Here is a 21,807-nt window from a genome sequence, read left to right on the forward strand (position 1 = left end):
ATAAAAAAAGACTGCTGAGGAATCTCAGCAGTCTTTTTCATGTACATTACATTGAGAAGAAGATCCATACAGTTAAACCAACTGTTGCAGTTGCAACGAAGAAACTGTATATCATTGTAAGAATTTGAACTCTTCCTTCTCCTTCTTTTAAATGCATGAACATAATTAATTGTAACAATGCTTGCGCAACAGCCATTATGATAATAGTTGTTAAGACTGTTGAAAGTGGCAATGTTGTGTAAAGTGCCACGTATAACGCTAGAAACGTTAATGCAAGCGATAAAATAAATCCGAAAACGTGTGACCAAGGGAATCCGCTATGCGCATGTCCGTTTGCTTGATTGTTGTTTTGAGCCATTTACGCCACCATCCCGTTCAAGTAAACTAGTGTGTAAATAAAGACCCAAACAAGATCAAGGAAATGCCAGTATAAGCTGATAATGAATACTTTACGAGCTGTAACTGGTGTTAAACCTCGTTTTAAAATTTGGATAATAACACAAATTGCCCAAATGATACCGCCTGTTACGTGGGCTCCATGCGTTCCAAGAAGAACGAAGAATCCAGATAAGAAAGCACTTGTTTGAATTGTTGCGCCTTCACCAATGTACATAATGAACTCTTCGATCTCGAAGAATAGGAAACCTGCACCTAAAAGTAATGTAAGGACGAACCATCCAAGCATCGCTTTTTGGTTATGCTTACGCATTTCATGAATTACGATACCGCATGTAAAACTACTTGTTAAAAGTAGTAATGTTTGAATTAAAAGCGTTTTAAGTTCAAACAATTGCGCTGGTGTTGGGCCATCTGCCGTACGACCAGCAAGGACTAGATAAGAGGCGAAAAGTGTTGCGAACAGCATAATTTCAGCCCCAAGAAAAATCCAGAATCCTAGGATATTCAATCTGCTTTGTTCGGATTGATATTCCAAAGGTAAGCTTTTATCTAAAGCCGCCATGTCATTTCACCTCTCATGCTATATGTTCTGTTTTTTTAATTTCATCAACACTGATATAGTAGCCTTCATCATAATCGAATGAACGATAGATTAAGCAAGCTAAAATACCAATACCACCGATTGCTGCAAGCCAGAACCAGCTAAATACTAATGCGAAACCTGCAAGACCGAAGAATCCAGACGCAATAATAGGCACACCAGAGTTACTTGGCATGTGAATTGGTTTAATATCTTCTGCTGCTGGTGTAACTGTTTCTCCGCGTTTTTTCATGTACCAGAAAGCATCAGCTTCTTTAATTTCAGGAAGCTTCGCGAAGTTGTAATGTTGTACAGGAGAGTGAGTTGCCCATTCAAGTGTACGACCATCCCATGGATCTCCAGTTGTGTCACGTTCACCGTGACGTGCACTCCAAATTACGTTGTAGCAAAGAAGTAGGAAGCCGATACCCATCATTACCGCACCAACAGATGCGATTTGGTTTAGCCATCCCCATCCAAGACTTTCAGAGTAAGTGTACATACGACGAGTCATACCGTCTAAACCTAAGAAGTACATTGGGAAGAAACAGATGTTGAATCCGCTCATAAAGATCCAGAATGTCCATTTACCTAGGCGTTCATTTAACATATGACCAGTCATTTTTGGATACCAGAATGTGAATCCAGCAAGCATAGCGAATACTGTACCTGCGATTAATACGTAGTGGAAGTGAGCGATTAGGAAGTAGCTGTTATGGTATTGATAATCAGCTGCTGCCATTCCAAGCATAACCCCTGTAACCCCACCGACTACGAAGTTTGGAATAAATGCCAATGACCAAAGCATTGGAACTGTAAAACGAATCCGTCCTTTATACAGTGTAAACAACCAGTTAAAGATCTTAACCCCGGTTGGAATCGAAATCGCCATTGTCGAAATCGAGAAGAATGAGTTAACCGCTGGACCTGCACCCATCGTGAAGAAGTGGTGAAGCCATACGACGAAACTTAGTAAAGAAATTGCAACCATTGAGTATACCATTGCACTGTAACCGAATAGACGTTTACGTGAGAATGTACTAATGATTTCAGAGAAAATACCGAATGCCGGTAAAATAACGATATATACTTCAGGGTGACCCCATACCCAGAACAGGTTGGCCCATAACATTGGCATACCGCCGCTCGCCATCGTAAAGAAGTGAGCATCGAATAGACGGTCAAATGTCATTAATGCAAGAGCAACTGTTAATACTGGGAAAGCGAAAATAATGATAATTGTTGTAATTAAGATTGACCAAGTAAACATTGGCATTCTCATTAAAGTCATACCAGGTGTACGCATTTTTAAGATAGTAACAAGGAAGTTAATACCGGTCATTAGCGTACCGAGACCTGAAATCTGTAATGCAATTGCGTAGTAGTTATTTCCTACGCCCGAAGTAAACTCTGTACCTGCCATTGGGAAGTAAGAAGTCCACCCAGCGTCTGGAGAACCACCGATTACGAAAGCGATGTTGAATAACATTGCTCCGACAAAGAATAACCAGAAACTTAAAGCATTTAAGAACGGATATGCAACGTCACGAGCACCAATTTGTAATGGTACTACAAGGTTCATTAATCCCATAACGAATGGCATTGCCATGAAAAGAATCATTACTGTACCATGTGTTGTAAAGATCCCGTTATAGTGTTCAGCGTTTAAATAAGTTGTTTCTGGGAATGTTAACTGTGCACGGATCATTAAACCATCCATACCACCACGGAATAACATGATAACCGCAGAAATAATATACATAGCTCCGATTTTTTTATGGTCAACAGTTGTTAACCATTCGTCCCAAAGCCATTTCCATTTTTTATACTTTGTTAGTACGAAAATGATTGCTAATGTCACAAGAACGATAGAAGCGTCTGCACCGTAAATAATCGGGTCACCTGTGACAAAGAATTCATCAAGCTTCACTGTGTTCACTCCAATCTGTTGGAATAATAGCTATTATTTTTTGTTTTTGTAGTAGTTGTAATCACAATATTCAAGTGATTTTGGATCTACATAACTTAAGTGGTGACTAGAGAATGTCATACGACCAACTACACCAGGTTTAACAATTTCGTTGTACTTAGCTTCTGTTAGTTTAGGAGCAGTTTCTTGTACTTCTTTAACCCACTTGTCATATTTCTCTTTAGTTTTTGCTTCAACTTCGAACTCCATGTGTGTGAATCCTTCACCAGAGAAGTTCGCACTACGGCCTAGGTAAGAACCTGGCTTATCAGCTTGTAAATAAAGATCCATAATCATGCCATCCATTGTGTACTTCATACCACCAAGTTCTGGTACCCAGAAAGCATTCATTGGGCCGACAGAAGTCAGTTTGAATTGAATTGGTACACCAGCTGGGATGTTTAAATAGTTAACGGTTTCAATTTTTTCCTCTGGGTAACTGAATAACCATTTCCAGTTTGCAGATGTAACATAAATTTCAACTGGTTTAATATGTTTGGACTCTTTCGGAACCTCTTCCGAAGCATAAGTTGCTTTTACTGTTGGAATCGATAATGCGATAACGATAATAACAGGAACAAGCGTCCAAATAATTTCTAGTAATGTGTTACCGTGTTGTTCAGGTGGCTCATAGTCCATATTCTCTGGTTTTTCACGATAACGAATCAAGATGACTGTAAACAGAATGAATACAATTGCGATAATTAATGACATAAGCAAGAATGACCAAACAATTAAATCATACTGTGCTTTTGCAACAGGTCCTTGCGGATTTAATACTGCGAGTTTTTTATCACAGCCACCGAGGAACAGAAGTAATGATAACGGAAGAAGCGAAGCCAACTTCCAAAACGCTTTCTTTAGTTGCACGATTGAAAATCTCCTTTCTCCTTGGATTGAAACTATGCCAATAAAACAATATAAACCTATTAATTTATAGAAGGCAATAGTTTTTGATATATTGTTAAAAAATAGACACAAATGCACACTTTTTAAGGTGAATATCATTTGTAACTTGATTACATTGTAAACTATTTTCCAGAGAAAAACGTGATTGTGAAAATTTTAAGATAAATAAAGTTATACCAGGATATCCAAGAAATAGAAAAAAGCTATCTTATCATAAGAAAGATAGCTGAATATTTTGTATATTTAGTTTATTTCTCGTATGACAGTTCGTGGCTGTTCAAGTGTGACAATTTTTTTATATTTAACTTGATATAAAATGTAACAAATAATCATAAATGGAATGCCACAATAAAGAGCAATTCTTTGATCTGGAATGAAAGCCAAACTAACAAATGTAATGAAATTCAGCGAAAACGCTACGATTGGAACTAGTGGATAGAGCGGTGTACGATATTTTAAATCATTTATGTTGCCACCGTTTTTCACGAAATTTCTACGGAAGAAAAACTGTGAAGCGGCGATTGACATCCAAACGACAACGGCAGCCATTGCTGCAATAGATGTTAAAACTAGAAAGACAGTATCTGCCGCAAATACACTTGTTAGTAAGGACAGGCTAGCGAAAATTAGGCTGAAAATTAATGCATTTAGCGGTACACCTTTTTTAGTTAATTTCGTAAATGCTGGACTTGCCATTCCTTGTTTTGCCATCGCCCACAGCATACGAGAATTTGCGTAGAGACCAGAGTTAGCAACGGATAATACAGCTGTAATAATAACAAAGTTCATAATGTCTGCTGCATATGGGACACCGGCTACATCAAATACAAGTACAAAGGGACTTTCGACTAGATTAGCCTCTTGCCATGGGAGTAAACCTACAACAACTGATATCGCTAAGACGAAGAAGAAGAGAGTTCGCCAAATTGTGTTTTTAATTGCTTTTGGAATTGTTTTTTCAGGATTTTCACTTTCGCCTGAAGCGATTCCGATTAATTCTGTTCCTTGGAAGGAGTAATTTACTGTAATCATCGTAAGAAGAACAGCTAATGCACCATTTGGAAATAGCCCGCCATTTTCAGTGAAATTATGAAGCATTGGAGCTGGCTTTCCATTAAAGTCTAGTAGACCGAACATAACAGCGCCGCCAAGTACGATGAAAATAACAATTGTTGCGACTTTTACACTTGCGAACCAAAACTCTGCTTCTGCATATGCTTTTGCTGATAAAGCGTTTACGAGGAAGAGTGCTGCTGCAAATGTAACGCACCAAATCCAGGAAGAAACGTCTGGAAACCAGCGTTTCATTAAAATACTTACAGTTGTTAACTCTACGCCAACTGTAACAGCCCAATTTAACCAATACATCCAACCGACAACAAATCCAAAACCAGGTGAAATGAATTTGCTTGCATAACTTTGGAATGAACCTGCTTCTGGCATAGCGACGGATAATTCACCAAGACATAACATCGTTAAATACATAACAAATCCACCGACTAAAAATGCGAGAATAGCACCGCCAGGTCCGGCATTATGGACAATTTGACCAGATCCCATAAATAACCCGGTTCCGATAACACCGCCGAGTGCAATCATAAATAGGTGTCTACTTTTCATTGTTCGTTTTAAATCTGTTTGTTCAATTTGTTGATTCATATGCCCCTCACCCCGTATTTTCTTGAATGTGTGAACTTCGTTTTATTCTGAGTTTTTAATCATTAGTGGGGGATGCAACACACACTCGGTTTATTTGCTATGAAATGAATGGAGTATGTAAAAAAACGAACTATGACTAAATACTCTAAGAATGTTTGTTAACATGGTGATATCTTCACTATGTTAACAATTTTGATTTTAGCAAAATATTCTGTAAATGTATATTTATTTTTCTTTTTATTAAAAATAATTAGAATTTTTATAATTAATTCTATGAGCGATAATTCACATGATCTTTCTAGCAAACTAGTAAGAAGAAGGGTACAATGATAAGAGGTGTATCTGTAAAATAATAATTAATGGAGTTTTGTTTATAATGAAAAAGTTAAAATATCTTTTTGTTTTTGGGATTATACTTGCTGCTGCATTTTTTATAGGAAAAGATAAAATCATGCAAAAGGCGCAAGTTCTACGCTTAGAGTTTCTATCTGAAATGAAAGAAGCAGCTATGATTGAAGATGTTCCGTTTATTAAACAATTACCAGAATTGCCTAGAGGGTGTGAAGTGACAAGTTTAGCTATGTTGCTGCAATATAAAGGTGTACAAGTAGATAAGATGCAACTTGCTAGCGAAATTCATCGTGTTCCATTTGAACAAAATGGTTTGCGTGGAAATCCTTACGAGGGATTTGTGGGAAATATTTATACAAAGGCAGAGCCTGGATATGGTGTATACAATAAACCAATCTTTGATTTAGCAGAAAAATATGTTCCTGAAAAAGTAATTAATTTAACAGGTAGAGACATGCAAGATATATATAAAGTAATTAGTTCTGGCTCTCCGGTATGGGTCATTATTAATACGACGTTTAAGCCGCTAGCTGAAAGTAGTTTTGAAACATGGAATACGAGTTCAGGCGAAGTGAAAATTACATATTATGAGCATAGTGCAGTAGTAATTGGATATGATCAAAACTTTGTATATGTAAATGATCCTCTTAAAAATAATCCACGTTTGGCTGTTCCGCGAACAGAATTTGAGAAAGCTTGGGAGCAAATGGGAAAACAAGCAATTACTATTTTATAATAATGAAAAAGTCATCTTTGGGATGGCTTTTTCTTTTTGGTTTATTAACACTGAAAATTCAGAAGATTCTTTTAAAAGTTAACGATTCACGTTATAATAACATTTAACTTGGTGAAGAAGGGGAGAAGAGAAATGGATGTTGCAAAGGAACTTGTTTTGTCAAAAAATCAGTTAGTTGAGTGGAGAAGGCATTTTCATAAGTATCCAGAGTTATCTTTTCAAGAAGAGAAAACATCGCAGTTTGTGTTCGATATACTTCGGAAATTCCCATATTTAGAAGTGTCACGGCCGACTAAATATAGTGTGATGGCAAAGCTAGTAGGTAAACATCCGGGCAAAACAGTTGCGATTCGAGCCGATATGGATGCTCTTCCTATTCATGAAGAAAATGAGTTTGATTTTATTTCTACATATAAAGGTGTAATGCATGCATGTGGTCATGATGGACATATAGCGATATTACTTGGGGTTGTACATAAGTTGGTAGAAGAAAGAGAGAAGATTAAAGGGGAGATTCGTTTTCTATTCCAACATGCTGAAGAGAATTTTCCTGGTGGTGCAGAGGAGATGGTTGCTGCAGGTGTAATGGAAGGTGTGGATTATATTATTGGTGCTCACCTTTGGGCGTCGTTAGAGGTTGGGAAAATAGGTGTTATTTATGGTCCTGCAATGGCTGCACCGGATGTTTTTAAAATTAAGATAGAGGGAAAAGGTGGACATGCTGGAATCCCTCATGAAACGGTGGATAGTATTGCAATCGGAACACAAGTCGTTTCGCAACTTCAGCAAATTGTATCTCGCCTCACGAATCCATTAGATTCTCTCGTAATATCTGTTACGCAATTTCATGCTGGGACAACTCATAATGTAATACCAGAGCAAGCTGAGATTGAAGGGACAGTAAGAAGTTTAAGACATGAATTACGAGGTGAAACAGAGAAGAAGATTGAGCGGATTGTGAAGCATATTACGGAATCTTACGGAGCAAAATATACATTTTCATATGAATATGGATATCGACCAGTTGTAAATGATTATGAAGCTACAGAGCTTATTGAACAAACGGCATTACAACTTTATGGAAGGGATAGAGTTGTTCGTTTACAGCCGACGATGGCTGGAGAAGATTTTTCAGCGTTTTTACAAAAGGCACCGGGGACATTCTTTTTTATCGGAGCGGGAAATAAAGAGAAAGGTATTATATATCCTCACCATCACCCTCGTTTTACGATTGACGAAGATGCATTACCGATTGGAGTGGAAGTCTTTGTATCAGCCATTATGAACTTTATAAGTAAAGGAGAATGAGATGAAGAAAATACACATTCTAGCGCTTATCCCAGTTCTTTGTTTAGTAGTTGGGCCAATATTTGCGAATTCAGTTACTCCTTACGTATTAGGGATGCCATTTTTATTATTTTGGGTATTATTATCAGTGTTTATTACATCTTTTTGTATGGGGCTTGTGTACGTGTTTGATCCTGCTAATAAGGAGGATGTAAAATGACTGCATTACTTATCATTATTTTATTTTTGTTTCTCGCACTATTTTTAGGGGTTCGGGCACAACATGGAAAAGATATGAATTTAGAACAATGGTCAGTTGGAGGAAGAGGATTTGGCACTATTTTTGTTTTTCTCCTTATGGCAGGTGAAATTTATACGACGTTTACATTTTTAGGGGGAAGCGGCTGGGCGTATAGTAAAGGAGCACCTACCTTTTATATTTTGGGATATGGTGCTTTAGCTTATCTTTTATCGTATTTTTTATTGCCACCCATTTGGAAGTATGCGAAAGAGCATAACCTTGTTTCACAGTCAGATTTTTTTGCGAAGAAATATAGAAGTAAAGCGCTTGGACTTATTGTTTCGATTGTTGGTGTTGTTTCCATTATCCCATATCTTGTTTTACAGTTAAAAGGACTGGGAATTATCGTTTCAGAAGCTTCTTACGGAAGGGTGTCACCTGTTGTTGCAGTATGGATCGGTGCTATTGTTATAACTATATATGTAATGGTTTCAGGTATACATGGTTCGGCTTGGACGGCTGCTTTGAAGGATATTATGATACTGTTTATCGTTATGTTTTTAGGTATATATTTGCCGTATCATTATTATGGAGGATTTCAGCCGATGTTTGAGGCTGTAGAGGCAGCGAAACCGGGATTTTTATCTTTACCTGAAGAAGGAATGAGTATTTCTTGGTTTGTTTCTACTATTATATTAACGGCCCTCGGTTTTTATATGTGGCCTCATACATTTGCTTCTGCTTTTTCTGCAAAAAATGAAAAAGTATTTCGTAAAAATGCAGCAATTATGCCATTGTATTCTTTAGTTTTACTTTTCGTATTTTTTGCAGGATTTGCTGCTATATTGCAAGTTCCTGGGTTAAAGGGAGCGGATGTAGATCTTTCGTTATTCCGTCTTGCTTTACAAACTTTTGATCCTTGGTTTATTGGAATTATTGGTAGTGCGGGAGTATTAACGGCATTAGTTCCAGGGTCTATGCTTGTTATGGCGGCTTCTACACTGTTAGCAAAAAATATTTACCGAACGATAGTCCCGTCTGCTTCAGATAGACAAGTTGCTAAGATGGCAAAATTATTTGTGCCTGTAGTAACGCTCGTGGCAGTTTTATTTACATTTAAAGGAGGAGAAACAATAGGAGCACTTCTATTAATGGGATACAGTATCGTTACACAACTTTTCCCTGCACTTGTATGTAGCTTGTTTCCACGTCAAATTATTACGAAGCAAGGGGCGATTGCAGGAATGGGAGTTGGGCTATTAGTGGTCGCATATATTACCTTATCTGGTTCAACTATAGCCACGATGTTTCCGAGTTTCCCGCAGTATATAAAAGATTTGAATGTAGGTATAGTCGCATTGTTGATTAATATAATTGTGATGTTTGTAGTTAGTGGATTTACAAAAGGTGTATTTATAAAGAAAAACACTATAATAGTAGAAAAGTAATTCGTTTATCCTGCATTAACGGGCAGTGAGACCCCCACCTCAAAATTCAGCGGAAGCAAAGAAGTTAGGTGGGGGCCCTGCTGCCTGTAAAAGCCCGATTGGTGAGGGTTGATTAAAGTTTTACTTTATTAGAGCTATCTTTGAAAAGAGATAGCTCTTTTTTGTATATATTTTCTTCAATTAGCGGAATCTAACTAAAAACTTGTTGAAAAGGAAGTTAGGTGGGGAAATTGTTAGAGCTTGAAGGTAACTTATTTGAAGTTATGAAAGAAATTAGGGATGAGTTAGGTTCGCCTAATGATTTAACAATTAGAGAAGTTGCTCTTGCTGGGAGTTTTACACGTTGTGCGGTTGTGTTTTTATGTGGATTGACAGATAAGGATAATGTTTATAAATATGTCATTCGCACACTGCAATACGAAGAAATTATAAATGAGGAAGCTGTTGTTCAAACGTTATTGGATCGTTTTATTTCTATCGCAGAAGTGGGTGTAAAGACGAAGTTTCCAGATATTATGAATGCGATATTAGCGGGAGATACAGTTATATTAATTGATAATATTCAAACCGCTATCGTTATTAATAGTAGGGCCTGGGAGAAGCGAAGTTTAGAACCACCAGTGACAGAAGATTTAATACGCGGACCGAGAGTTGGATTAAATGAAGATATTAATGTGAATAAAATGTTAATCCGACGCAGTTTACGCGATCCAAAGTTGAGGTTCCAATCTTATATTATGGGGAAGCGATCGCAGAAAGAAGTAACCCTAGTATATATAGAAGATATTATTAATCCTCACATTGTAAAAGAGTTAGATCGCCGTCTTCAATCAATAGTGACAGATGTCGTTTTGGAAACAGGTACGATTGAACAATTAATTCAGGATAATAATTTATCCCCATTTCCACAGTTTTTGAATACAGAGAGGCCTGATAATATTATAGCCTCATTAGCGAAAGGGAAGGCAGCCATTTTAGTAGACGGATCCCCGTTTGCTCTTATTGCACCACTTGTGTTTGTTGATATTTTTCAATCTGTAGAAGATCATTACGAGCGCTGGGTGATTGGAACGTTATTAAGATTTTTACGTATGGGTTCAGGCATAATTGCGGTTTTGTTACCAGCTATGTATGTAGCACTTGTATCTTATCATCAAGGACTTATTCCTTCTAAACTGGCTTATTCAATTGCAGGTGCGAGGGAAGGTGTTCCGTTTCCTGCATATATTGAAACGTTAATGATGGCCTTGACTATGGAATTAATACGAGAAGCTGGAATCCGATTGCCGAAACCGATGGGACAAACGATAGGGATTGTAGGAGGTCTTGTAATTGGAGAAGCTGCGGTAAATGCAGGGATTGTAAATCCGTTTTTAGTTATTATTATTGCAGTTACTGCGATTGCTACGTTTTCGCTTCCTGTATATAGTATTACGATTACGTTCCGAATTTTACTTTTCGTCTTTGTATTAGCTGCAACGGCTTTTGGGCTGTATGGGATCATTCTAGCTCTGATCGCACTTGCTATTCATATTACAAATTTAACAAGTGTTGGTATACCGTATACAACTCCAATTGCTCCTGCATTTTATAAAGATTGGAAAGAAGAATTTATTCGCATGCCAAAATCGATGTTGAAAGATAGACCAGAGTACTTACAAACAAAAGATTCTACAATACGTCCAAAGGAGCGAAAATAAGTGAAACCATTTGAGTATGGCGATGAAGAGATTGGATCTCGTGAAATTGGGTTTGCGGTATCATCGACCATTATTGGTATAGGGGCATTGTCTATGCCAAGAGATATCGCTAACCAAACTTTATTTTCGGACGGTTGGATTATCTTGCTTTTGGGTGGATTGATCTGCGCGGTTTTAGGTTGGTTTGTGACGAGAGTGGCTATCTTATTTCCAAAACAAAATTTTGTTCAATATACGAGTGCGCATTTGACGAAGCCTGTTGCATACACAATTAGTAGTATTTTAGTATTAACGTTTGCTGCTTTGACAGCATATGAATCGCGAATGATTTCAGTTATTTCTCAAACGTATTTATTTAGTGATACACCAATACAACTACTGTCTTTCTTCTTCTTATTAGTTGTTATTTATGGAATAGCAGGATCAAGAGCAGCCTTATTAAGGTTAAATGTTTTATTCTTACCTATTGTTTTAATTGCGATAGTACTTCTTTCTTTATTGAATATAAATTTAATGGAAATAAATAATTTACTACCAGCTTTTCAAACGAAAGTAAGTCAATATGCTGTTGGAGTTAAAAATTCTATTTTTACGTTTATTGGATTTGAAGTAGCGTTATTTTATGCGGTTTTGCTGAATGATAAGACAGCGAAAAAAGCGCCAATGGCAGTCGCGAAAGCGGTGATGGTAAACGTGCTGTCATACATTTTAATTTATGTAACTTGTATTAGTGTTTTTACTTATATGACAACACGTGGATTGACATATCCAACAATTGAATTAGGGAAAGAAATTGAAATTGGTGGAGGATTTTTAGAAAGGTTTGATGCGATTTTTTTTACGACTTGGATTATTACTATTTATAACACTACAGCAATGTATTATGATGTCGCATCTTTATTGTTTTGTGCTATGTTTCCGAAAGTGAAGAAACATATTTTTATTTTCGTAAGTGCCCCTATTATTTTTATGGTGAATATGATACCTAGTAGTTTAAATGCTTTATCAAGTTATGGGACTTATTTAGCTTGGATAGATATGGGGTTTGTTGTGTTAGCGCCTTTGCTCGTTTTAATTGTATATAAAATAAAAAGAAGGAATGGTGGAAATGAAACACCTTCTTAAAATTATAATGGTTATGGCTTTAACTGGATTTATGAGTGGGTGTTCTGAGTTAGAAGAGATAGAAGAAAGAGGATTTGTAGTAGGAGCGGCTTACGATATCGTAAAGGAGAAGAAAGCGAATCCAATTATGAAAGGAACCTATCAGATGGTACTCCCTAGTAAATTGTCTCAACAGGGTGGACAAGGGGGTGGGGATAGCGAAAATTATATTAATGTTAGTGCAAAAGCAGATAGTGTATTTGAACAAATAAGAATAATCGCCAAAAAAATTAGTCGTACATTATTTTTCCCTCATATACAAGTGATTATTTTCTCTGAAGAATTACTTTCACATCCATACATTTTGCAAAATACGTTAGATGTATATATTCGCGATCATGAGATGAGAAGAAATATTCGTTTGTTCGTTTCTAATAAAAATGCCGAAGCTATTTTAAAACAAAGTGCCAAGCCTGAAAATTTACCGGCGCAGTATATTGATATGTTAGCTGAACACCCTCCAAAAAATGCCCAAATGATTGAGGCTGCAAGAATTGGTGAGGTGCAGGAAAAGATGATCTCTAACCGAAGTTTTGTATTACCTATTCTTGAACTAACAAAACAAGGGGTACAAATGAACGGTGCAGCATTGTTTCGTGGAAAGGATAATAAGTGTGTAGGCAATTTGAGTGGGGAAGAAACATTAGGGATGAATTATATAATAGGTAAAAAAATTGGAGGTTTTTTTACCATTCGTAAAAAGGATCAACTTATTACATATGAAATTCATAAGTTACGTCGAAAAATTAAAGTATCCACAACGAATGCTACAAAACCGAAATTTAATATTCATTTATCTCTGGAAGGTACAATAGCTGAGTTGCACTTTAGTGATCATAAAAAGGTTTTGAATGAAAAACGTTTAGAGAAGGATATATCGGAAGAAATGGAGGAGCGTATTCAAAAATCGATTAAGCTTGTTCAAAAAAAATATAAGGTAGATGTATTAGAGTTAGGGGAAGTGTATAAGAGACATAATTATAAAGAATGGACAAAAATAAGTAAGAATTGGGATCAAGGCGAAAATTACTTTAGTAATGCTGAAATTACTGTTCACGTTCATCCAACAATTGAACATTCAGGTTCAGCTTTACCGAAAAGAGTGAAATAAGGTGATGAAAGTTGTTTACTGGATTAGGAATTAGTTGCACGATATTAATGGCGGTGCTGCCGGGGGCTATATATTTCATTCATAAAAAACTCACAACGTATGGAGCGCAGCCGTGGAATACTGATGTACAAAAAAAGAAACCTGAATGATTTTCAGGTTTCTTTCGGACAAAGCATATGTGAAGGGGGATGCCTTCTATGTATGCTTTGTTTTATACAAGCCCTAACCAATGTACCAATTGTGTAGAGAGGAATGTAACAACAATGGCGATAACGGTAGGGATTGCAAACGATAAGAATGTCCATTTTGCACTTTTTGTTTCTTTGTATATGTTAACCAGTGTTGTTCCGCACGGGAAATGAAGAAGTGAGAACAACATTGTGTTTAACGCTGTTAACCAAGTCCAACCATTTTCTAGGAATAGATTTTTAATTTGATTAAAATCATCTATTTCAGTTAAAGCCCCAGTTGATAAGTAAGACATTAATAAAATTGGGATTACAATTTCATTAGCAGGTAGTCCAAGAATGAATGCAGCTAGAATAAACCCGTCAAGTCCTAACATTTTAGCAAATGGATCTAGGAAGTTTACAAAATACATAAGTAAGCTTGTGTCACCAATAAAAATGTTAGCAAGTAACCAAGTTAATGCAGCCGCAGGGGCAGCAACAACTATAGCTCGTTTTAAAACGTAGATTGATTTATCGAGTGTTGCGCGAACAATTGTATTCCAAACTTTTGGCTTGCGGTACGGAGGTAACTCAAGTGTGTAGTGAGTTGGAACCCCTTTTAAGGCTGTTTTTGATAGTACCCAAGAAACAGTTAATGTCATAATAACACCAAGTACAACCATTCCAACTACAACGCCAGCAGTAACCAATGTTTGCATACTGCCTGTATAACCAGCAGCCATAAATAGTGAAGCCATTAAAATTAACATAGGCCAGCGACCGTTACAAGGAACGAAGTTGTTCGTTAAAATTGCTAGCATACGTTCACGTGGTGATTCAATGATACGTGTTGACATAATGGCTGCTGCATTACAACCAAATCCCATTGCCATTGTTAAAGATTGTTTCCCGTGTGCGCCGGATCGTTTGAATAAGCGGTCCATATTAAACGCGACACGTGGTAAGTATCCGTAATTTTCTAATAGCGCGAACATAGGGAAAAAGATTGCCATAGGTGGTAACATAACGCTAATAACAGCACCGATACCACGGAACAAACCAAGTATTAAAATGCCATGTAACCATTCAGGTGCATGCGCTGCTTGGAACCAAGATGTTAAATATCCTTCGGCCCATCCGAAGAATTCGGCAATCATATCAGATGGTACGTTAGCGCCTGCAATTGTAAGATAAAAAATAATAGATAAAATACCGAGCATAATTGGGAATCCCCAGATTGGAGATGTGAAAATTTTATCTAGTTTTTCGGAACGATATAATTTATCAGTATTTGTATATTGGACAGATTCTTTACATATGCTTGCAGATGTTCGGTAAATATCTCCGACTATATCATCTCGTATATCTTCTTTTGAAAGTGTTTGTGCATGTTGAATAATATAGTCTAATGGAAGAGCTTTACTGGCTGAGTGAGATTCCATTAATTACGACCTCCCTTACAAGTGGTTCATTATGGTGTTTTTGAAGTGTAGTTAAGAAATTTTTATCTCCATCTAATATACGTAACGCAATCCAACGTGCTGGATACGTATCACCGAACACTTTATAAATTTGTGGTTCTAATTCCTGAATCATATTTTCGATTTTTTCGCTGTAAGTAATTTTAATTGGTGTTGGAATTAGTTTTTTATTTGCTACTTTTGCAATAACATTTAGCAAATGACCAATACCTACTCGGTTACGTGCTGAAATTTTAACGACAGGTACACCAAGTGATTTTGCTAATTTCTTTTCATCGATAACAATCCCTTTTTTCTCGGCTTCATCAATTAAGTTAATGCAAATGACTACATTGTTTGTCATCTCCATCACTTGAAGTGCTAAATTTAAATTTCTTTCCATAGCAGTTGCGTCTATAACAACTACAGTTACTTCTGGTTTTTCAAATATAATATAATCCCTCGCTACTTCTTCGTCTGCGGAATTTGAGTATAGTGAGTAGGTTCCAGGTAAATCTATTAATGTATAATTACTTCCGTTATGTTCATATTCTCCTTCAGCTTTTAAAACAGTTTTTCCCGTCCAGTTTCCAGTATGTTGTTTTAAGCCTGTTAAAGTATTAAATAATGTACTTTTCCCTGTATTCGGGTTACCAGCTAAAGCGATACGATGTTTGCTCATCTGAAATCATCTCCTATTAATACCCCGAAAATAAGGGAGCTTTCTTCTTTACGCAGTGCAATAGTTGTGTTACTCACTTGATAAGCGACCGGATCTCCAAGTGGACTGCGTTGCAATACTTTAATCGTCGCCCCCGGGATAAATCCCAAATCTAATAAGCGTCGTTTCATAGTTCCTTCTAATTGTATCTTCTCAATTTGTACAAACTCTCCTATTTTAAATTCGGAAAGTGGTTTTATATTAGCCGATACCATAAAAGTTACCTCATCTCTATATTTTTAGTTTGAGTTTAAAAAGTTTCCTAAGGTAAACTTTTTGTTAGTAATATAGTAGACTACATTGGATTATGTTGTCAATTAGTACTTTAAAAATATTCATTTATTTTTAGAATTGTTCCAATTTATTTAGTTGTACTAAAAAATATTACTGAAATTATTTTTAATGTGCATAAATTAGGTGTGTGAAAATTACAAAATACAGCGGAATTGTAAATGTAACTTTAACGAAAAGGGAAAAAGAGAGAAAAACATTTACATTGAATTTACATTGTTAAGAATATATTTACATTGCAGTGTAGTTAGTGTGGTTTTTGTTTGGTTATTTAACTATAAATGTTGGGATTTCTAGCTTTTAAGGATTATTATCGTCATTTACTTAAAATTAAAAATTGCTTAACACTCACATAATATTGTTGTCCTACAATGAATTTGTGTTCGAAAGAAAATGAATTCGAAAAGTGATAATCCAAATGGGGGTACAAGACATGGTTATGAAAAAAGGTATTAAATTTTCTTTAGCAGCTTTAGTGGTAGCAGGAGCATTAGTTGGTTGTGGGAAAGCAGAAGATACAACTAGTAAAGACACTGCTAAAGGAAGCGATAATACAAAACAAGAATTATCAGGTACGATTGCAGCGGCTGGTTCTACAGCTCTTCTACCTCTTGCGGAGGAAGCTGGAAAGAAATTCATGGAGAAAAATTCAAAAGTTTCTATTCAAGTTCAAGGTGGCGGTAGTGGAACTGGGATTAACCAAGTAGCATCTGGTGCAGTACAAATTGGTAATTCAGATGTTCCGTCCGGAGATAAAATAAAAGATGCTGAAAAGGCGAAAGAATTAGTAGATAACAAGGTAGCGGGTATTGCATTCGCTCTTGTCGTAAATAAAGATGTAAAAGTTGATAACTTAACAATGCAACAAGTACAAGATATCTTCACTGGAAAAGTAACAAACTGGAAAGAAGTAGGCGGAAAAGATGAAAAAATCAATGTAATTAATCGTCCGGCTTCATCTGGTACACGTGCTACATTTGAAAAAACGATTATGAAAGACGCGAAAATTAATGATGGAACTGGTACAACACAAGATTCTAACGGTGCAGTAGAGCAAGCGATTAACTCTACTCCTGGTTCGGTGAGTTATTTAGCAATGTCTTACATGGTGGGCGAGAAAAAAGGCGCACTACAAACAGTGAAAATTGATGGTGCTGAACCGAAAGTTGAAAACATCGCGTCTGGTAAATATCCATTCTGGTCTTACGAATATATGGTAACAAAAGGTGAAGCGAAGGAAGCGACGAAAGCTTATATCGATTATGTAAAAGGTAAAGATTTTGAAAAGCAAGTAGAAGATATGGGCTACATTCCAATGTCTAAATTAAATAAGTAATAAAATTTTATGGGGCTGGCTGCAAGGCCAGTCCTGTTCATTTCAATCTGTGAAGTGGGGTCTGTCCTGTGATGAAGGGGAAAAAGCAAATTAATTACGTGAAAAGTGAATATATAGGAAGATCACTTGTTACGTTTTGTGGTATTTTTATTGTTTTAATTACATTAGCTATTATTGCGTTTATTTGTGGTAAAGGTATTCAATCTTTTACACAAAGTGGTATCTCATTTACTGAGATGTTAACATCGACAAAATGGAATCCAAATGCTGATCAAGGATCCTTCGGGGCTTTAATTTTCATTGTAGGTTCAACGGTGGTTTCGTTAGGTGCGGTTATTATTAGTGCACCAATTGCTATAGCTCTTGCTATATTCATGAATTTAATTTCGCCAAAGTTTGGAAATAAAGTATTGAAGCCTGTTCTAGAATTGTTAGTTGGTATTCCTTCGGTTGTATACGGATTATTAGGTGTTACGATTTTAGTACCACTATTACGTGATTCGTTTGGGGGAGTAGGCTTTAGTTTAATTGCAGGTATTGTTGTATTAAGTATTATGATTTTACCTACTATTGCTAGTATCGCTTCTGATGCAATACGTTCTGTTCCATTTGATTATTTAGAAGCTTCTTATGGTCTAGGATCAACGAAATGGCAAGCGATTAGCCGAGTGATTGTTCCTGCTGCGAAAAAAGGGATTTTAACAGGTGTTGTTTTAGGCTTAGCGCGTGCTTTCGGTGAAGCGTTAGCGGTTCAAATGGTAATCGGGAATACGATTAAATTACCAGAAGGAATATATAGTCCGACAGCGACGTTAACTGGTATTTTAACAATGGACATGACGAATACATTGAACGGAACTGCTTGGAACAATGCGCTATGGACTTTAGCGATGATTTTACTTGTTATTTCATTCCTGTTTATTTTAGTAATTCGAGCGATTGGGCAAAGAGGTGAGCGATAATAATGAATGCAAGAACGGTAAATAAAGTTTGGACGGGTATCTTTTATGCGGTTGCGGCTTTAGTTGTAGCTTTGCTAGTGTTCTTAGTATTTGAGATTTTACAAAAGGGATGGGGATTTTGGGATCCTAATTTCTTGTTTGGAGAACCAAGCAATACAAGAGCTGGTGGTGGGATTGGTCCGCAGTTATTCAATTCCTTCTACATGCTTGTTATAACGCTTATTATATCTATTCCTCTTGGATTAGGTGCTGGAATATATTTAGCGGAGTACGCAAAACAAGGACGTTTTTTAAATTTTGTTCGTCTATGTATAGAGACGATGGCGTCTTTACCTTCTATTGTTGTTGGTTTATTTGGTTTGTTAGTGTTCGTTACAATGACAGGTTGGGGATACACAGTAATGGGTGGTGCTCTTGCTTTAACTATTTTAAATTTACCAGGTTTAACGCGTGTTTGTGAAAATGCGATTTCAGAAGTTCCTCAGAATGTAAAAGAGGCAAGTCTTGGATTAGGTGCAACGAAGTGGCAAACAATCGCTCGTATTATTATCCCATCGTCATTACCACAAATTATTACAGGGATTATTTTAGCGGCGGGTCGTATATTTGGGGAAGCGGCAGCATTAATTTACACAGCGGGTTTAACATCCCCGATTTTAAATTCAGCAGCGGATTTCTCAAGTCCTGCGCATCCTTTAAATCCATTTAGACCAGCTGAAACATTAGCGGTTCACATTTGGAAATTAAATTCTGAAGGAGTTATTCCAGATGCGAAGTTGATTGCGACAAAATCTGCAGCTGTATTAATTATTATGGTATTACTATTCAATGTTATTTCACGCTTGATAGCATCTATATTACACAAGCGCTTTACAGGAACGAAAAGAAAAAGTAAAACAACGAAAAAGGTAAAAGCGGCATAAATTATAAAGAAGAACTCTCTATTTATAAGTAGGGGGTTCTTTTGTACTTTAATATAGAAGGAATGGATGTAATGATTGTTGAATTTGTGATTAATTATAAAGAAGAACAGATGTAATTTAGAGAGGAGCTTTAATTTGTTTTTTCTGCAAATGTCAGGTTTTCCTGGGTCAGGAAAATCGACAGTTTCTAAGTATATAGCGAAATTAACAGGTGCTGTAATTATAGATCATGATGTTTTGAAATCCGCGTTGTTAAAATCATTAAAAGTAAAAGGAATTGAATCAACGATTGTTGGTGGGCTTGCGTATGATGCCGAATGGGTATTGATTGATTCTTATTTAGAACAAGGGCATAGTGTTATATTGGATAGTCCGTGTTTATATGAGGGAATGGTTGAAAAAGGGATTGAACTATCAAATAAACATGGTGTGAAATATAAATATATTGAGTGTTATCTTAATGATATGGAAGAGATTAATAGGAGACTGCAAACACGTAAGCGTATGATCAGTCAAATTGAAAAGGTGGAATCGGAAGTAGGTTTTAAAAAGTGGTTAAATGGTAGTAAAAGACCTTCAAATAATGAATACCTTATTGTGGATTCTAGTAAACCTATAGAGCAATATGTGGAAAAAATGATGGATTATATGACTAAATAGAGAAAAGGCGTTATCTTCATTTGTGAAGATAACGCCTTTTGTTTTTAAATATCAGGTGTTTCTGTAGAAGTGCTTATTTTCCTACGGGAGCGTCTTTTTCTCCCGATTTTATCTAGTAGTTCATACATAACTGGAACGACTACTAATGTAAGAGCAGTTGAGACTGCCAAACCGCCGATGACAACGACGGCTAAACTTTTTGATACCATACTTCCTGCTTGGGATTGGCCAAATAGGAGTGGGAGCATAGCAACGATTGTTGTAATAGCTGTCATAATAATTGGGCGTAGTCTAGTAGAACCTGCTTCAAGTAAGGCTTCTCTAGTTTCCATTCCATGTTCCCGATTTTGTTGGACTCTTTCTATTAATACAATAGCGTTTGTAACAACAATCCCGATTAACATTAATGCGCCGATCAAGGAATTTACATCAACAGGTGTTCGTGAAATGATTAATCCTAAAATACCACCGACAGCAGCTAATGGTAAGGAGAATAGGATTGCAAAAGGAGCACGTGCTTGCCCGAAGGTGATAACCATAATTAAATATACAATCCCGATTGCAATCCCCATAATTTTGAATAAATCTGTAAAATTCTCTTGCATAGATTCAGTAGCTCCTGCGATATTTACTTTTGCACCACCAGGTAAATCTAAGTCAGTCATCGCTTTATTTACTGCTGTGTTTACTTTACTCAAATCTTCATTTGAAGCTTCGGCTGTAATTTGGATTGTTTCTTTTCCGTCTTTATGGAAAATTTCTGTTTGTGTTTGTTTTTCTGAAATAGTTGCAATGTCTTTTAAAGGTATTGGTCCATTAATAGGTGATAGTATGTTTGTATTTAAAATATCTTCTTGTTTATTAATGTTTTCTTTTTTGTGTTCTATCATAATAGTAGCTTTTTCATTATTAATTGTAATTTCGCCAATAGGTGATTTCTTCATAAGGAATGCTACTTGTTGCGCAGCTATTTCTGGTGTTAAACCTAGTTGTTCAGCCTTTGTTTGATCAATATGAATTTGCCATTCTTTCTTAGAGTCTTCTAAATTTGTTTTTACTTTAGAAAGATCATCCATGCTTTTTAGTTTTGTTTCAACGATAGTAGCCGCTTCTTTTAAATCCGCTTCGTTAGTAGCTGTTACGTTAAATTGTAAGTTATTGCCGCCGCCAGAGCTTGAATAACTTGTTTTTATATAATCAAGTTCAGCAGGCTCAAAAGTTTTATGTTCCTTTTTTAACTCTTTAATATATTGATCAATATCAGAACCTTTTTTAAAGACTACGAATATACTAGCGAGGTTATTTTTAGTTGTTTGCCCCCATTGTGCATCTTCTGCGCTAGATCCCATTCGTAAAATAACGTCTGTTATATCTGAATTAGAAAGTAATTTCTTTTCAAAATCAAATGCTTTTTGTTTTTGAGATTCAGCATTATAATGGGCTGGAAATGTCATGTTAATAGATAACATTGTGTCGTCTTCAGATTTTATGTTTGCTTTCGGTAGTAATATATAAGCTGCAATTGATCCTACAAATAATAAAAATGCAGTAAGTAGAATAATGAATTTATGAGAAAGAGCCCACTTTAATGTAGCGACATATCGTGATGAAGAACTTGGCTTTCGATGCTTTGTTTTTTTGAGTAGTAAAAAAGCCATAAGTGGAACAACTGTTAGTGCAACGATTAAGGATGATAATATAGAATATACAACTGCTAATACCATAGGTAA

The 21,807-nt window shown here is 36.2% G+C and carries 21 protein-coding genes (1 of these 21 cut by a window edge); 12 read left to right on the forward strand and 9 right to left on the reverse strand.

Features of this window, described 5'->3' with window-relative positions:
* Window positions 1-46 precede the first annotated feature (46 nt).
* The 5 genes from qoxD to GD442_RS03545 form a co-directional block, all read right to left on the reverse strand.
* On the reverse strand, window positions 47-358 hold the full coding sequence (gene qoxD / locus GD442_RS03525) for a cytochrome aa3 quinol oxidase subunit IV (protein WP_000068425.1): 312 nt from the start codon (window positions 356-358) through the stop codon (window positions 47-49).
* Window positions 359-961: a cytochrome aa3 quinol oxidase subunit III gene (gene qoxC / locus GD442_RS03530; protein WP_000729317.1), complete on the reverse strand. Its 603-nt coding sequence runs from the start codon at window positions 959-961 to the stop codon at window positions 359-361.
* A 13-nt stretch (window positions 962-974) separates the two neighbouring features.
* Window positions 975-2,909 carry a cytochrome aa3 quinol oxidase subunit I gene (gene qoxB, locus GD442_RS03535; RefSeq protein ID WP_000762366.1) on the reverse strand — a complete coding sequence of 645 codons (1,935 nt, stop codon included), beginning with the start codon at window positions 2,907-2,909 and terminating at the stop codon, window positions 975-977.
* 33 nt (window positions 2,910-2,942) lie between these two features.
* Window positions 2,943-3,818 carry a cytochrome aa3 quinol oxidase subunit II gene (locus tag GD442_RS03540; protein WP_001176165.1) on the reverse strand — a complete coding sequence of 292 codons (876 nt, stop codon included), beginning with the start codon at window positions 3,816-3,818 and terminating at the stop codon, window positions 2,943-2,945.
* Between the two features lie 282 nt (window positions 3,819-4,100).
* Window positions 4,101-5,516 (reverse strand): amino acid permease, encoded by a 1,416-nt coding sequence (locus GD442_RS03545; RefSeq protein WP_001075759.1) that lies wholly within the window; start codon window positions 5,514-5,516, stop codon window positions 4,101-4,103.
* A 376-nt stretch (window positions 5,517-5,892) separates the two neighbouring features.
* Here GD442_RS03545 and GD442_RS03550 point away from each other — a divergent pair, with 376 nt between their 5' ends.
* From GD442_RS03550 to GD442_RS27585, 8 genes are all read left to right on the forward strand, one after another.
* Window positions 5,893-6,603, forward strand: coding sequence for a C39 family peptidase (locus tag GD442_RS03550; protein WP_000734490.1), 711 nt, complete (start codon window positions 5,893-5,895; stop codon window positions 6,601-6,603).
* A 132-nt stretch (window positions 6,604-6,735) separates the two neighbouring features.
* Window positions 6,736-7,911: an amidohydrolase gene (locus tag GD442_RS03555; RefSeq protein WP_000382128.1), complete on the forward strand. Its 1,176-nt coding sequence runs from the start codon at window positions 6,736-6,738 to the stop codon at window positions 7,909-7,911.
* Window position 7,912: 1 nt separating this feature from the next.
* Window positions 7,913-8,110, forward strand: coding sequence for a DUF3311 domain-containing protein (locus GD442_RS03560; protein WP_000719833.1), 198 nt, complete (start codon window positions 7,913-7,915; stop codon window positions 8,108-8,110).
* Entirely contained in the window at window positions 8,107-9,579 is a 1,473-nt protein-coding gene (locus tag GD442_RS03565; protein ID WP_063225511.1) for a sodium:solute symporter family protein, read from the forward strand. Before GD442_RS03560 ends, GD442_RS03565 begins: the two co-directional genes overlap by 4 nt.
* A 221-nt stretch (window positions 9,580-9,800) precedes the next feature.
* The gene (gene gerLA / locus GD442_RS03570; RefSeq protein WP_002023287.1) at window positions 9,801-11,279 is read left to right on the forward strand and encodes a spore germination protein GerLA; all 1,479 of its coding nucleotides are present in this window, start codon (window positions 9,801-9,803) and stop codon (window positions 11,277-11,279) included.
* Complete coding sequence (gerLB, locus tag GD442_RS03575) at window positions 11,280-12,404, forward strand: spore germination protein GerLB (protein ID WP_000802005.1); 1,125 nt, start codon at window positions 11,280-11,282, stop codon at window positions 12,402-12,404.
* Window positions 12,388-13,554, forward strand: coding sequence for a spore germination protein GerLC (gene gerLC / locus GD442_RS03580; RefSeq protein WP_000681629.1), 1,167 nt, complete (start codon window positions 12,388-12,390; stop codon window positions 13,552-13,554). Before gerLB ends, gerLC begins: the two co-directional genes overlap by 17 nt.
* Before the next feature lie 11 nt (window positions 13,555-13,565).
* Complete coding sequence (locus GD442_RS27585; RefSeq protein ID WP_000493991.1) at window positions 13,566-13,703, forward strand: hypothetical protein; 138 nt, start codon at window positions 13,566-13,568, stop codon at window positions 13,701-13,703.
* A 62-nt stretch (window positions 13,704-13,765) separates the two neighbouring features.
* On the opposite strand, the gene GD442_RS03585 is transcribed toward GD442_RS27585, so the two are convergent.
* Genes GD442_RS03585 through GD442_RS03595 form a run of 3 tightly spaced genes read right to left on the reverse strand, consistent with a single transcriptional unit; the run spans window position 13,766 to window position 16,120 of the window.
* The gene (locus GD442_RS03585) at window positions 13,766-15,166 is read right to left on the reverse strand and encodes a nucleoside recognition domain-containing protein (RefSeq protein ID WP_000443605.1); all 1,401 of its coding nucleotides are present in this window, start codon (window positions 15,164-15,166) and stop codon (window positions 13,766-13,768) included.
* Window positions 15,144-15,866: a FeoB small GTPase domain-containing protein gene (locus tag GD442_RS03590; RefSeq protein ID WP_000033865.1), complete on the reverse strand. Its 723-nt coding sequence runs from the start codon at window positions 15,864-15,866 to the stop codon at window positions 15,144-15,146. The genes GD442_RS03585 and GD442_RS03590 overlap by 23 nt, the downstream gene beginning before the upstream one ends.
* Window positions 15,863-16,120 (reverse strand): FeoA family protein, encoded by a 258-nt coding sequence (locus tag GD442_RS03595; RefSeq protein ID WP_000252982.1) that lies wholly within the window; start codon window positions 16,118-16,120, stop codon window positions 15,863-15,865. The genes GD442_RS03590 and GD442_RS03595 overlap by 4 nt, the downstream gene beginning before the upstream one ends.
* Before the next feature lie 509 nt (window positions 16,121-16,629).
* Between GD442_RS03595 and GD442_RS03600 the strand changes: the two genes are divergently transcribed.
* The 4 genes from GD442_RS03600 to GD442_RS03615 all read left to right on the forward strand — a co-directional run bounded on the left by GD442_RS03600 (window position 16,630) and on the right by GD442_RS03615 (window position 20,077).
* Entirely contained in the window at window positions 16,630-17,532 is a 903-nt protein-coding gene (locus tag GD442_RS03600) for a phosphate ABC transporter substrate-binding protein PstS family protein (RefSeq protein WP_000245108.1), read from the forward strand.
* 71 nt (window positions 17,533-17,603) lie between these two features.
* Window positions 17,604-18,494 carry a phosphate ABC transporter permease subunit PstC gene (gene pstC / locus GD442_RS03605; protein WP_000676676.1) on the forward strand — a complete coding sequence of 297 codons (891 nt, stop codon included), beginning with the start codon at window positions 17,604-17,606 and terminating at the stop codon, window positions 18,492-18,494.
* Window positions 18,495-18,496: 2 nt separating this feature from the next.
* Window positions 18,497-19,417, forward strand: a complete 921-nt coding sequence (gene pstA / locus GD442_RS03610) for a phosphate ABC transporter permease PstA (protein WP_000994141.1) — start codon at window positions 18,497-18,499, stop codon at window positions 19,415-19,417.
* Between the two features lie 135 nt (window positions 19,418-19,552).
* Window positions 19,553-20,077, forward strand: coding sequence for a P-loop nucleotide/nucleoside kinase family protein (locus GD442_RS03615; protein WP_000465755.1), 525 nt, complete (start codon window positions 19,553-19,555; stop codon window positions 20,075-20,077).
* Between the two features lie 44 nt (window positions 20,078-20,121).
* Here GD442_RS03615 and GD442_RS03620 read toward each other — a convergent pair whose 3' ends face one another.
* Window positions 20,122-21,807 carry the 3' portion of an efflux RND transporter permease subunit gene (locus GD442_RS03620; RefSeq protein WP_000375549.1) on the reverse strand. It continues 1,359 nt past the right edge of the window, so the window shows 1,686 of its 3,045 coding nt (coding positions 1,360-3,045); its start codon lies off the right edge, out of view; it ends in the stop codon at window positions 20,122-20,124.

Origin of the sequence: Bacillus sp. A260, assembly GCF_009861435.1 — a bacterium.
Taxonomy (GTDB): Bacteria; Bacillota; Bacilli; order Bacillales; family Bacillaceae_G; genus Bacillus_A; species Bacillus_A cereus.